This is a genomic window from Streptomyces sp. CRN 30 (assembly GCF_034105845.1).
This window is the reverse complement of record NZ_JAVRHI010000382.1, coordinates 52,441-65,113: the sequence shown is the minus strand read 5'-3', so window position 1 is coordinate 65,113 and position 12,673 is coordinate 52,441. Positions and strand designations below refer to the sequence as shown.

The window sequence follows — 12,673 nt, the reverse complement described above, 5'->3', positions numbered from 1 at the left end:
TGCCGACACCGCGCGGTCCGCACAGGGCGATGGTGCCCGCGTCCATCAGACCGGTCTTGCGGCGTAATTCCCGGGCGGCGCGGGTGGACACCAGGTAGCTGCGGTCGGCCGCGGCGCGGAGCCCCGCCGTGTCCCGGGTGCGGACGGATATGCCGGCCTCCATCAGGAAGGCCGCCCGGGCGATCTGACGCAGGGCGTCGGGCACCGGAGCGTGCGCCATGGCCCGTTGCCACCGCGGCCGGGCCTGGGCGTACTGGGTCCAGGCCCACGCGGCCACCACCGCGCCGGTCGTCATCCGCCACAGGCACCGCAGCGACGCCACCGACGCGGGGCTGCGCCGGACAGCGGACGCGGTCAGAAACACCAGCAGCGCGGCACCGGCTGCCTCGTACCATGATGCCTGGAAGACGACGAAACGCAGCAGCAGTCCCACCGACGCGATCAGCGACATCCACCGCCACTCCAGCATGACACCGTCGGCCCGTCGCTCAGCCCGGTCGAGCGCCGCCCGCAGCGCCAGGGCCTTCGCGGCGAGTTCCGCGTGGGCCGCTCGGGCCGGGCCCAACGAGCGCCGCACGAAGTCGGCCTCGAGCATCAACGACTGGACGCGCAGGGCCCGGGCGCCGTCCGCGGGGCCGATCTGCTCCCGTATCTCCCGGGTGGACAGCCACTGGAGCAGCCTGACGTGGTAGATATTCCGGTCCCGGCGGAACAGCCACGGGCCGTGGACGTCCGGCGGGAGGGGGACGGCCGGTTCCGTGGTGTCGTCCTGAGTCCGGAGCGGCGGACGGCCGCGGGGCGGGATCACGGTGCGGGGCAGGTGGTGGCCGGCGGGCAGAAGTGGGAGAACGCGGTGGTCAGGAGTTCCCGTTCGTCATCGGCGCCGTCGGCGTCGGGGCCGTAGGCGACCAGCGCGTAGATCTCCTCGTCCTCCGCGACGAAACGGAGGTCGAGGATGTGCCAGACACCGATCTCCCTCTCCCCGGGGAGGGAGTCGGCGACGTACTCCAGCAGGCTGCCGACGAACCCGGCATCGTCCAGGTTCTCCAGGGAGAGCTGGACGAAGCCGTACGGGGTGTTCTCGGCGAGGAACTTCTCGAACGACTCGTCGGGAGTGGACTCCGACACCTGGAAGACCTGGAGCCGCCGGTCGCCCCCGGGGCTGCGGTAGTGCACCACGTCGATGCCGTACTCGGAGGGGTCCGTGGTGCGCACCCAGTCCCGCGGCACGGCTATCCGGAAGCCCTGCGGGTCGTCGTGGACGACGTACCCGGCGGGGAGCTCGCCGGGCGGTGAGGGGGTGGCGGAGGCGGTGGGAGACGGCGGGCCGGTGGTGATCCTGGTCGTGACCGGGGCCGTCACGGACGTGCTCGCGCCGGGGCCTTGTCCGTCGTCCTCGCCGTCCCCGTCCCCGCTCCCGAGGGTCGTCACCAGGCTGACGACGAGTCCGGCAGTGGCGAGCAGGGTCAGCAGGGGGACCCACAGGTTCCGGCGGGCGAGGGCGGCCGGGACGGGCGGGTAGGGTCCCGTGTCCGGTGGCGGAGCGGCCGTGGGAACGCCGAGGGGCGTCCTCGCCGGGTCCCGGGCCGGCGAGGACGCGGTCTCGTCCGGCGGCCGGTGCGGGGGAGCGGGTTGGGCCCCGGGACGGCCGTGGTCCGGTGGGCCGCTCTCCCAGCGCTGGGTCTCCTCGTTCCAGTGGCGATGTCCGCCGTCCACCTTCCTCGCCCCCGTCCGTCGTACGTCGTCACAGCCCGAGCAGCCCGCCCACCGCCGCGGCCGACGTGAACAGGGACACCACCGCCTGTGCGTCGGCGAGCAGTTCACGCAGCCGCTGCCGTCGGCCCTCCTCGGCCGTGCCGGTGCGGGCGATGTCGTCCTCCGTGTCGGCCAGCGCCGCGTCCAGCTGCCGGGTCCGGTCGTCCTGCCGGACCCGCGCGAGGTCCGCGCGCAGGGCGCGTACGGCCGCTAGCAGTTCCTCGTCGGCCGGGCCGGGCCGTCGGTCCCCGCCGTGGTGGCTCTCCGCGCGCGCGTGCCGGCCCACGGCGAACGTGCTGTGCGTGACGTCGCCGATCCGGACACCGGACTCGCCGTCCGGTTCCGCTGGTTCCGGGGAGGTCATGGTCGCGGGTTCCCTTCTGGTGGCCGGGGGCCGTCGGCCTGTACGGACGACGAGGCCCGTGCATGGTCGCCCATGGCGAAGGTGCTGTGGGACACGTTGCCGAACCGTGTTCCGATATGGCCATTGTTGATAATTTTTTGCACGAACTCTCCTGTTTCGTAGCCGTGTTCGGACAGCGCTATGCGTACACCGCGCGCGATGCGCTCCTGGACGCTGCGCAGGTAGCGGTCGACGTCCATGTGCTGGAAGAGCGACCCGGTCCGCGCCGAACCCAGCTCGCGCACGGACAGGGCGGGCCCCTCGGGCAGCGCCTTGTCGTAGCCGCCGGTGAGCAGCTGCCAGCCGTACGCCGCCGCCTGGCAGACGGTGACAAGGGAGCGCACCGCGGAGGCCGGCACCCGTGCGGTGGCCCAGCTGATCTTGCCGAGGGCGTTGTTGCTCCGGAACCGGTAGGCGGTGCGGTCGGCCTCCTGGAAGTCCGCCCGGACCGGCATCAGCACATGCGGCGCGATCTCCAGCATGAGCATGCGGCCCTGGGTGTGGATGCGCACGAAGACGGTGACGACCAGCTCCTCCTCCCAGCCGCCGACCCGCACCCGCAGGAAGTGCCGCCGCTTCTCCGCGCCCTCCTCCACCGCGTGCACCCGGTGCGTCTCGAAGGAGGAACGGTCGTAGGGGGCGTCGGCGCGCCGGCTCAGGCCTTCCGCGGGCAGGAACACGCACTCGTCGATCTCCAGCCAGCGCAGCCGGTCGCGGACCGTGTGGCCCGCGTATTCGGACGGCAGCCGCAGCTTCTCCAGCAGCGGACGCACGGTGTCCAGCACGACCCGGTTGCTCAGCGGCCGGGACCGCTTCCCGTCGCTCGGGCGCATCTCGACGGCGAAGACCCAGGTGTCGTAGTCGAGTCCCGCCCCGCAGAACGGCCTCGCCTCGTGGTACATGATCAGCGGTTCGTGCTGTTCCCGCCGGATGCGGTCCCGGACGTACTGGAAACGCCGCCCCTCGTTCTCCTCCGCCGGGTCGGAGCGCACGTCCGGGAACCGCTGCGGGGACAGCTCGCCGGCCAGGGCTCGCGCGAACTGGCTGCGCTGGGCCCCCGCGCACAGCGCGACGGCCAGGAACAGCAGGAGCGCCAGCCATGCCTGGAGCGCGGTGACCTCGCCGTCGCCGCCGGCCAGCCCCGAGGCGAGCGGCAGCGTGATCCGCAGGACATCCTCGATGCCCGACCGGCCGTCCGAGGTGGTCAGCGGGTCGTCCGTGCCGGAGAAGGCGACGAGCACGGTGGCGGCGAGGAAGACGGTGAACACGCTCCGGCCGTACCAGCGGAAGACCAGGGCCACGAACCGCCGTGCCAATGACGGACGTTCCTCCTTGCCCCGCACGGCGACACCGGCGGCCAGCAGCAGACTGGGCAGCAGGTAGCCGGCCAGCAGACGGTCGGTCAGCGGCAGCCCCACCACCCACAGCCCAACGATCGCCGACGCCCAGCCCACCTCCAGCCGCCGGGCCCGCAGCGCGTGTGCCAGCACCCGTGCCGCGTCGAGGCCCAGGGACGGGGCGACGATGCGCTGCCTGTTGAGGTGGAGTTCCTCGATGACGCGGTCACGGTACGCGGAGTCGAGGTACGTGCCCGCGCACAGCAGCCTGGTGGCCTCACTGGCGAACGGTGAGACGGATGACGTGGGTGAGGCGGGTGTGGGTGCCCAGGACGGTGGTTGCGGCATGGTGCTCAACGAGATCCCCCGATGTGCCAGAAATGATCACTGATCGGATCAGTTCTGAATCTCTCAATATAGAACGGTCATGGGGTCTGTTTCGAGACATCGTGGCTACTTCCGGTTCCGGAGCCAGCCGATGGGTGGACGCCCCCCTCCTGCCGCTGCCGTAGTCCGGGCACTCCGGGAGACCGCAGGATCGAGCCGGCTCCGGTGGGGGGGTGCCGTACGGCCCCTCCGCGCGGACGGCGGGCAGTCCGGTCCCCCGCCGCGGGGCGACGCGGGGGGAGGAGGAGCGGAGCGGCCGGGGGCGGACGTGAACCGGGAGGCTCCGTCGGCCCGTTGCGTGCGCCGTCGCCCGGGGCGCGAGTGCCGGGCGACCGCACGATGAAGAATGACTCAAGAGTACTCATAGGAGCGGTTTAACTCTTTTTGTGATGGTTCCCTGGCGGGGCGGGTATCGCCACGGCAGGCCCGCGACAGGCGGGCCTCGCACCAAGGGGGGACCGCAATGACCACAACGGGGGCCGACACCGGACGGACCTGTCCGTTCCGCCATGACAACGCCCTGGAACCCGATCCGTATCTGACCCGGATGCGGGCCGAGGCACCCGTGACCCGCGTCCGCATGCCGTACGGAGAGGGCACCTGCTGGCTGGTGACCCGCTACGCGGACGTCCGGACGGTCACCTCCGACCGGCGCTTCAGCCGCGCCGCGCTCGTCGGCCGGGACTTCCCGCGCATCACCCCCGCGCCCATCGCGCAGGACGAGTCGATCAACCTGATGGACCCGCCCGCGCTCAACCGCGTGCGCCGGCTGGTCGTCAAGTCCTTCACCACCCCGCAGGTCGAGGCGCTGCGCCCGTGGACCCAGCGCACCGCCGACGCCCTGCTGGACGAGATGGCCGAGCACGGCCCGCCGGCCGACGTCTGTGCCCACCTCGCCGCCGAGCTGCCGCTGATGACGATCAGCCAGCTGATGGACGTACCCGGGGCCGACCGGCCGCGACTGCGCGGCTGGGCGCGGGCGATGATGTCGATGCGCCCGGACGACAGCGCCACGGCGGTCCGGTCCAAGGTCGCCCTGCGCGGCTACTTCGCCGAGCTGACCGCGGCCCGCCGCCGCAACCCGGGCGACGACCTGATCAGCGCCATGGCCACCGCCCGGATCGGCACCGAAACCCTGGCGGAGGACGAACTGGCCGTCCTCGCCATGCTCCTGATGGTCACCGGGCACGACACCACCACCTACGAGATCGGCAACGTCGTCTACACCCTGCTGACCACCCCCGCCCACCTCTCCCGGCTCCGCGAGCGGCCCGACCTGCTGCCGGGGGCCCTGGAGGAACTGCTGCGCCACATCCCGTTCCGCCAGGGCGTCGGCATCCCCAGGGTGGCCCTGGAGGACGTGGAACTCGGCGGCGAACTGATCCGGGCCGGCGACACGGTGCACGTCTCCTACCTGACCGCCAACCGCGACGAGGAGATCTACGAGCGCCCCGACGAGCTGGACTTCGACCGGCTCGACCCCGCCGCGCACATGACCTTCGGCTGGGGCAGCCACCACTGCCTCGGCGCCCACCTGGCCCGCATGGTCCTCCAGGTGGCCATCGGCACGCTGATCACCCGGTTCCCCGGGCTGCGGCTGGCCGTCCCCGAGGACGAGGTGCCGTGGAACTCCGTGTCCATCTGGCGCCATCCCCTCGCCCTCCCGGTCACCTGGTAGGGCGCGGACATGGCGACTCTGTGCAGGCCGGCCATTGCCGTGCCCGAGCACGTCATCACCCGTGAGCAGACCCTCGACCTGGCGAGGGAACTGCACGCCGACCATCCCCAACTCAACCTCGCGCTCCGGCTGATCGCCAACACCGGGGTCCGGACCCGGCACCTGGTGCAGCCCATCGAGGACACCTTGCGCCACCCCGGCCTCACCGCGCGCAACGCCCGCTACGAGGCGGAGGCCAAGAAGCGGGTCCCCGAGGCCGCGCTCCGCGCCCTGGCCCACGCCGGACTCGGCCCCCGCGACATCGACCTGATCGTCTACGTCTCCTGCACCGGGTTCATGATGCCGTCGCTGACGGCCTGGCTCATCAACGAGATGGGGTTCAGACCGCAGACCAGGCAACTGCCGATCGCCCAGCTCGGGTGCGCCGCCGGGGGCGCGGCCATCAACCGCGCCCACGACTTCTGCACCGCCTATCCCGAAGCCAACGTCCTGATCCTGGCTTGCGAGTTCTGCTCGCTGTGCTACCAGCCGACGGACCTGGCCGTGGGCAACCTGCTCTCCAACGGCCTGTTCGGCGACGCCGTCGCCGCGGCGGTCGTCCGGGGCCGGGGCGGCACGGGCGTACGGCTCCACCACAACGGCTCGCACCTGGTGCCCGGCACCGAGGAGTGGATCTCGTACGCGGTCCGCGACACCGGCTTCCACTTCATGCTGGACAAGCGGGTGCCCGGCACGATGGCCGACCTCGCCCCCGCCCTGCGGGACCTGGCCGAGCTGCGCGACTGGGACATCTCCGGACTGGACTTCTACATCGTCCACGCCGGGGGACCCAGAATCCTGGACGACCTCGGCACCCACCTGAACCTGCCGTCGTCGATGTTCCGCTACAGCCGGGCCACGCTCACCGAACGCGGCAACATCGCCAGCGCGGTCGTCTTCGACGCCCTGGAGCGGCTGTTCCAGGACGGCGGCGCGGAGCACGGGGCTCAGGGGATCATCGCGGGGTTCGGCCCGGGGATCACGGCGGAGATCACGCTGGGTTCGTGGACCAGGACGAAGGAGACGGATGCGGATGCGGAGGCGGCCCGGCCGCCGGCGCGACGGCCGATAACCGTCAGCGGCACCGGCGGCGTGAAGAGCGTCAACAGCGCGTAGGCCGCCGACTTTCAGGATGCGTGGCCTGACCGGTCATCTGGTCGTGTGATGGGATGACCGGATGCGAAGACGCCCCCCGCTGCTGCCGGTCATGCTCCTGTCGTCCGCCGTACTGGTCCTGGCGGCCTGCGGAACGGAGCGGGCCGGCCTCGGGGACGTCGAGGCCGGCGCGGCGGTCCCGTCGTCGCGTCCGACACCGGTCACCGACCCGGGCACGGACGGCGTCCGCGTCACGTCCCTGACCCTGCCGACGGAGTCACCGTCCCCCACCCCGACCCGGAGCTACTCCGTGTCGGCCGACCGCCTTCCCACGGACTCGGGCGTCTCGGCGGCCTACGAGGTCACCAACCCGGGCTCCGACACCCTCACTTACACGATCGTCGTCACCTTCACGGACGCCGACGGCGGAGCCGTGTCCAACCGGACGGTGACCGTACGGGACGTGGCGCCGGGCAAGACGGTACGGGGGACGGTCGGCGCCGGCGTGCTGCCGCCGTCCACCCCCCGGATCACGGGCGCCGAGGTCATGAAGGTGACCAAGGTCCCGTCCGCCGAGGCACCGGCCGACCCGGCGTCGTGCCCCGCCTCCGGCATCCGCGTCACCGCCGACGAGGGCGACGCGGCGATGGGCCTCCGGGTCGTCGGCCTCCACCTCACCAACTGCGGCACCCGCCCGTACGAGGTCGAGGGCTACCCGCTCCTCGAACTCCTCGACTCCGGCCACGACCCCGTCGACGGCATCGACATCCTCGACGGCAGCGGCGAGATCACGACCGGCGCGGGCCCCGACGAACCACCCCGCCCGGTCACCCTCGCCCCCGGTGAATCGGCCAGGGCCGGACTGGTCTGGCGCAACACGACCGAGGCCGGCGACGGCATGACGCCGGTGAACGTGCCGTACGTGAGAGTCCGCGCGAAGCCCGGCGCCGACCCGGTGACGGTGACCCCGGACCTGGACCTGGGGACGACGGGGAGGCTGGGGGTCAGGCCGTGGGAGAAGGCGGCGGGTTAGACCCGCCCGCGGACCACAACGTGCGGTCCTCCTCCAGTGCGTGCACGCCTGCGGCGATGAGGCGGGCAACCGAGAGGGGCTTGCAGAGCTTGCCCGTCGGGACGAGCGGCACCGACCAGTAACAGCCGTTGCCTCGCAGGGGGACGGCGACGGCGTCCAGCCGAGGCACGCCCAGGTAGGTACCGTGTCCCAGGCACTCCACCTCATGCTGGCGCCAATCCTCCGCAGCCTGCCGCCAGGTTCGTGGGACGCCCGAAGGCACCAGCGCGTAGTAGCGCGGTCCACGCAGGTCACAGATGACCGGACCGCCGTCGAGGGCTTGGACGAGGACGGCGTCGGCGTCGAGCGGATCACTGCTCGCGGCCAAGACCCGTACGAGGTGGCCGGGAACGCGGACAGCGGAGAACTGGGCGCCGAGGGGCAGCATCGCGACACCATGCAGGTACCACTCGGTACGGGCGACTTCGGGGCTGGCGTGCGCGGACAGAATCCAACGCTCCGCCGTCGGTGCGGCCTGTGGGGCGTCGATCAGGCGACTGGATCGGCTGGGCATGTCAGCGGCTCCCGTGGTGGCGATGGTTCGTCTCACACACGCGACCGTAGGTATTCCGCGACGAAGGCAGGGACACACTCTGTGCCCCTGCGCTCACGCTGCGAGCATCCCCAGCTTGACGGCCAGTCGTGAAGCGCGGCGTCGACGCGCCGGGCTCTTCGACTCGGCTTCCTCCAGCACGATCTTCTTGGCGTAGCCGTTGTACCGAATCGTCTCCGGCGCGGCCTCGTGCGCTTGCCCGAGCGTGGCCAGCGCGGCATCGGGCTGCCCGTCCAGCTGGTACCCGCGGGCTTCTTCGATCCGATGCCGTGCCCGTCGAGGCCGCGACGGGATCGTCACGGCGTCCGCTGCCGCCGCCTGTCGTACGGACTCACCGCCCTGGTGCAGCTCGACAGCGACCGTCACGGCGTGAGCGCCCATGATCGCTTGAGAGAAGGAAGTGACCGGGTGGTAGTAGTCCTCGTGCAAGCGTGCTGCCATGCTGCGGGCCTGGTCCCAGTACCTCCAAGCGGTGCCGGTCTCTCCTCGGCGAGCCGCGGTGTAACCCGCCTCGAAGGTGAGAGCACCGGCGATGGCGAGGACGTCGTCGGACGCTTCGGGCAACAGGGGTTTCAGGTAGGCCAGGGTTCGCAGATTGATGTCGTCGGCGGCGTCGAGTCCTGCGGGGCCGGCATCGCGGTGCGCCTGCGTGGCGAGCCAGGCGGCGACACCGATCGCGTGCGGATCCTCGGACTCCTGTGCGGCGATCAGGCCACGCTCTGCCACGCGCCAGAGCAACGCGGCGTCGGGCTGGTAGGCCACGAAGAACTGGCTGAGGCTGTAGACCTCGGCGAGTACCGCCTGCGCCGCGCGTCGGGCCTCGACTGTCTCGGCCTGCAGCACGGCAGCCCGCCCGTCGCGGATCAGATCCGGTAGCAGAGCCCCGATCACGTCACGGTGATGGGGAGCGGAGTGGCGGGCGGCCCAGGCCCCGGCCAGACGGAAACGGAGCTCCGCGCTCGGCGGCGCGGTACGGTCCGTGCCGTACGGAAAACATTCCACCGCGGCCTTCACCTCGGGCAGGCGCGCATGGCCGGGACCGGCGAAAAGGCTGACTCGCACCGACTGGTCGCCGGTGAGCTCGGACAGATCCCGGACCCGCAGAATCTCGGCGAGCCGCAGAATCACCTGCAGCTTGGGAGTCTTCAGCCGACCGGTCTCGACGCCTTTCACCCAGGAGCCCGACCGACCGGCGAGCCCTCCGAGCTGATCACGGGTGAGCCCACGACGGGTACGGAGGATCTGGAGCCGTTGGCCGAACACCAACGGGTCGGAGTACGGGTCCGGCGCAGCGTCGGTCGGCACGGTCACGCCCCTCTCTGGACGGCTCGTCACCACAAGGGTATGGGACCGGGAACTGATGCGCGGCGCCCCGCCGACGTAGGCTCTAGGACGCACTCGACAGGTACACGCTGCGGCACTGCGCCGCGGTCCAGGCCGAGATCACACACCGCCCGCCCTCCTGCGCCGCACCTGCGCCTCGATGGGCTCCGCCCTGCGCATGCAGGGCTGAGCGGAGCCCGCTACTCCCCCCGCCCCAACTCCCGAGCCCGCTCCGCCGACCGTCCCAGTGCCTCCCGGACGAGGGCCTCGAAACCCGCCTCGCGCAGCGACCGTACGCCCTGCTCCGTCGTCCCCCCGGGTGTCATGACGCTGTGCCACACCTCCTGCGGGGTCCGGCCGCCGTTCTCCGTCAGGAGGCGGGCCGTGCCCAGCAGGACCTGGGCCGCCATCAGGCGGGCCTGGTCCCCGGTGAAGCCCGCCTCCGTCGCGAAGCCGGTCAGGGCCTGGGCGAACAGGGCCGTGAACGCCGGGCCGCCGCCGGCGACCGCCGTCGCCTCGTCCAGCAGGGACTCGTCCGCGACCTCCGCCACCCGGCCGACGGCCGACAGGACCCGCACCGCGTCCGCGACGGCCGCGTCCGTCACCCCCGCGCCCCGGCACAGCACCGTCATCGCCGCGTCCACCTCGGCCGCGGCGTTCGGCATCGCGCGGACCACCCGGTCCGTGCCGAGCAGCATCGCGACGGTGGCGAGGTCGACGCCGGCCATCAGCGAGACGACGGCGGACGCCTTGTCGTACGTACCCGGCGCGCACTTCCCCGCGAAGCCGGGGAAGACCTGGGGCGGCACCGCCAGCAGGATCAGATCGTCCGGCTCGGGGCAGTAGCGGCCGGACACCGTCAGGCCCAGCTCCGCGCCGACCGCGACGGCCCGTTCCGCGGCCGCCTCCACCACCTCCAGCCGTACCCGCGGCAGATGGCGGCGCACCCCTCGGGCGACGGCCAGTCCCATGTGACCGGCTCCGATCACGACGACGCGTTGCATGGGGCTCTCTCCCGGAAGTGACGGCGGCTGCTCCTCCATTCAGCCACTCCGGGGGCGGTCGCGCCTTGGCCGCCGGTACAGCGCGCACCCGTCCGGGTTCGTCCGTACGGACAAGCTCCGCGGGTCCGCCGCCCGCCTAGATTCCGGGAGCAGACCCCCGGCCCCGCACCGCTTCGCGTGAACCGCCGTCCCCGACGCCCCCGGAGAAGACCGCCCCCATGTCCGGCGCACCCGCCGCAGCCGCCGCGTCCACCACGTCCGCCACTGCCACCCCCGTCCTCCTCCGCCACGTCCTCCCCGCCCTCTCCGGTGCCCTCGCCGATCTGCTCGCCGCGCCCCGCGGGCTGGACCGGGCGGTCGCCGGGGTCGTCATCGCCGAGCCCGACGCCGAACCCGAGCCCGGACACCGGGACTGCCTCGTGCTGCTGATCGGCGCCCGCGGCGGCGCCGCGCTCCGCGCGCTGATCGCCGCGGCCCGCTCGGGCGCCGCCGCGGTCGCCGTGCGGACCGGCGAGGACCCCGAGGCCGTCGAGGCGCTGCGGCAGGCCGCCACCGAGTCGGGCACCGCGCTGCTCGGGGTGCGGGACGGCGCCCGCTGGGAACAGGTCGACGCCGTCGCCCGCACCGTCGTGGACAGCGTGCGCCGCGCCCCCGACCTGGGACGCGGATCGGCCCACGGAGACCTGTACTCCCTGGTGCAGACCCTCGCCGCGCTGACCGGGGGAGCGGTGTCCGTGGAGGACCCGGCCTGCCGCGTGCTCGCCTACTCCCGCTCGGACGAGCAGGTGGACGACGTCCGGCGGCTCTCCATCCTCGGCCAGGCGTGCCCCGCGCAGTACCTGGAGGTGCTGGACGAGGCGGGCGTCTACGAGCGGCTGCGGTCGGAGGAGGTCGTCGAGGTCGCGCCGCGCCCCGACCTCGCCACCCGGCGGCGGCTGGCCGTCGGCATCACCGCCGGCGGCCGGCTGCTCGGCACCATCTGGGTGCAGGAGACCGGCACCCCGCTCACCGAGGAGACCGCGCAGGCGCTGCGCGGAGCGGCCCGGCTCGCCGCGCTGCTGCTGATCCGCGGGCCGGGCGGTACCGTCCCGGAGGGCGACCCGCGCGAGGAACTCGCCGCCGCCCTGCTCGCCGGCCGCAGCCAGCCCGCGTCCCTCGCCGGGCACCTCGGCATCGCCGTGCGGACCGGTGCCACGGTCATCGCCGTCGACACCTGCGAGCCCGCCGGGGACGGCGGCCCGGAGGCGGAGCTGCGCCGGGTCCGCACCGCCGACATGGTGGCGCTGCACGCGGTCGCGCACCGGCGTACGGCGGTCACCGCCCGGCTCGACGGCCGCCTCTACGTCCTGGTGCCGGACACGGCCGCGGAGAGCGCCGCCGACACCTCCGCCCCCCTCGCCGCCTGGGCGGCCGACCTCGTCGCCACGCTCCGCCGTCACCTCGGCACCCCGGTGCGGGCCGCCGTGTCCGCGCCGGTGGCCCGCCTCGCGGACGTGCCCGCCGCCCGCGCCGAGGCCGACCGGGTCCTCGCCGTCGTCGCCCGGGACCCGGCGCGCGCGGTCGCCACGTACCGCGACGCCCGCGCCTCCGTCGTGCTCGACCTCATCCTGGAGGTGCTGCACGGACATCCGGACATCCGCGACCCCGCGCTGGAACCCCTGCTCGCGCACGACCGCAAACACGGCTCACAGCTGTGCGCGTCGCTCCTCGGCTACCTGGACGCCTTCGGCGACGTCCGCGCGGTCGCCGAGCGGATGCACGTCCACCCCAACACCCTGCGCTACCGCGTCCGCCGGGCCGTGGCCCTGACCGGCATCGATCTCGACGACCCCGAGCAACGACTGATCACCGCGCTCGAACTCCGCCGCGCCCGCACGAGCAACTCGCCGCAATGACAACCCCGTTGGGGTGTGACGGCCGGGTTCCGGGCCCTTGTCCGGGCGGACAAGCCGCACCCCCGTACTTCTGCCGACGGAACAAACAGCGCGGCGCCGCCCCGGATCTAGGTTTCAGCCACTGCGGATCCG

The 12,673-nt window shown here is 72.8% G+C and carries 11 protein-coding genes; 5 read left to right on the top strand and 6 right to left on the bottom strand.

Going from position 1 to position 12,673, the window contains the following annotated elements; translation table 11 throughout:
• Positions 1-218 precede the first annotated feature (218 nt).
• Entirely contained in the window at positions 219-692 is a 474-nt protein-coding gene (locus UW392_RS41285; protein WP_320780414.1) for a hypothetical protein, read from the top strand.
• A 112-nt stretch (positions 693-804) separates the two neighbouring features.
• Here the strand turns inward: UW392_RS41285 and UW392_RS41280 are convergent, their stop codons facing one another.
• Genes UW392_RS41280 through UW392_RS41270 form a run of 3 tightly spaced genes read right to left on the bottom strand, consistent with a single transcriptional unit; the run spans position 805 to position 3,843 of the window.
• On the bottom strand, positions 805-1,716 hold the full coding sequence (locus UW392_RS41280) for a hypothetical protein (RefSeq protein WP_320780413.1): 912 nt from the start codon (positions 1,714-1,716) through the stop codon (positions 805-807).
• Between the two features lie 28 nt (positions 1,717-1,744).
• Entirely contained in the window at positions 1,745-2,119 is a 375-nt protein-coding gene (locus UW392_RS41275; RefSeq protein ID WP_320780412.1) for a hypothetical protein, read from the bottom strand.
• Positions 2,116-3,843: a hypothetical protein gene (locus UW392_RS41270; RefSeq protein ID WP_320780434.1), complete on the bottom strand. Its 1,728-nt coding sequence runs from the start codon at positions 3,841-3,843 to the stop codon at positions 2,116-2,118. Before UW392_RS41270 ends, UW392_RS41275 begins: the two co-directional genes overlap by 4 nt.
• A gap of 502 nt (positions 3,844-4,345) precedes the next feature.
• Here UW392_RS41270 and UW392_RS41265 point away from each other — a divergent pair.
• From UW392_RS41265 to UW392_RS41255, 3 genes are all read left to right on the top strand, one after another.
• The gene (locus UW392_RS41265) at positions 4,346-5,560 is read left to right on the top strand and encodes a cytochrome P450 (RefSeq protein WP_320780411.1); all 1,215 of its coding nucleotides are present in this window, start codon (positions 4,346-4,348) and stop codon (positions 5,558-5,560) included.
• A gap of 9 nt (positions 5,561-5,569) precedes the next feature.
• A complete protein-coding gene (locus tag UW392_RS41260) occupies positions 5,570-6,715 on the top strand; it encodes a type III polyketide synthase (protein WP_320780410.1) in 1,146 nt (381 codons plus the stop codon).
• Positions 6,716-6,776: 61 nt separating this feature from the next.
• Entirely contained in the window at positions 6,777-7,727 is a 951-nt protein-coding gene (locus UW392_RS41255; RefSeq protein WP_320780409.1) for a DUF4232 domain-containing protein, read from the top strand.
• On the opposite strand, the gene UW392_RS41250 is transcribed toward UW392_RS41255, so the two are convergent.
• The 3 genes from UW392_RS41250 to UW392_RS41240 all read right to left on the bottom strand — a co-directional run bounded on the left by UW392_RS41250 (position 7,699) and on the right by UW392_RS41240 (position 10,646).
• Positions 7,699-8,316 carry a hypothetical protein gene (locus UW392_RS41250; protein ID WP_320780408.1) on the bottom strand — a complete coding sequence of 206 codons (618 nt, stop codon included), beginning with the start codon at positions 8,314-8,316 and terminating at the stop codon, positions 7,699-7,701. The two genes, UW392_RS41255 and UW392_RS41250, sit on opposite strands and share 29 nt — an antisense overlap.
• Positions 8,317-8,373: 57 nt before the next feature.
• Positions 8,374-9,624: a helix-turn-helix transcriptional regulator gene (locus UW392_RS41245; protein WP_320780433.1), complete on the bottom strand. Its 1,251-nt coding sequence runs from the start codon at positions 9,622-9,624 to the stop codon at positions 8,374-8,376.
• Positions 9,625-9,842: 218 nt separating this feature from the next.
• Complete coding sequence (locus UW392_RS41240) at positions 9,843-10,646, bottom strand: pyrroline-5-carboxylate reductase family protein (RefSeq protein ID WP_320780407.1); 804 nt, start codon at positions 10,644-10,646, stop codon at positions 9,843-9,845.
• 218 nt (positions 10,647-10,864) lie between these two features.
• Between UW392_RS41240 and UW392_RS41235 the strand changes: the two genes are divergently transcribed.
• A complete protein-coding gene (locus tag UW392_RS41235; protein ID WP_320780406.1) occupies positions 10,865-12,541 on the top strand; it encodes a helix-turn-helix domain-containing protein in 1,677 nt (558 codons plus the stop codon).
• Positions 12,542-12,673: the final 132 nt, after the last annotated feature.

Coding starts and splice junctions, on each gene's coding strand:
- UW392_RS41285 (WP_320780414.1), top strand. CDS start 219: ATGGCCCGTTGCCACCGCGGCCGGGCCTGGGCGTACTGGGTCCAGGCC.
- UW392_RS41275 (WP_320780412.1), bottom strand. CDS start 2,119: ATGACCTCCCCGGAACCAGCGGAACCGGACGGCGAGTCCGGTGTCCGG.
- UW392_RS41270 (WP_320780434.1), bottom strand. CDS start 3,843: ATGCCGCAACCACCGTCCTGGGCACCCACACCCGCCTCACCCACGTCA.
- UW392_RS41265 (WP_320780411.1), top strand. CDS start 4,346: ATGACCACAACGGGGGCCGACACCGGACGGACCTGTCCGTTCCGCCAT.
- UW392_RS41260 (WP_320780410.1), top strand. CDS start 5,570: ATGGCGACTCTGTGCAGGCCGGCCATTGCCGTGCCCGAGCACGTCATC.
- UW392_RS41255 (WP_320780409.1), top strand. CDS start 6,777: ATGCGAAGACGCCCCCCGCTGCTGCCGGTCATGCTCCTGTCGTCCGCC.
- UW392_RS41240 (WP_320780407.1), bottom strand. CDS start 10,646: ATGCAACGCGTCGTCGTGATCGGAGCCGGTCACATGGGACTGGCCGTC.
- UW392_RS41235 (WP_320780406.1), top strand. CDS start 10,865: ATGTCCGGCGCACCCGCCGCAGCCGCCGCGTCCACCACGTCCGCCACT.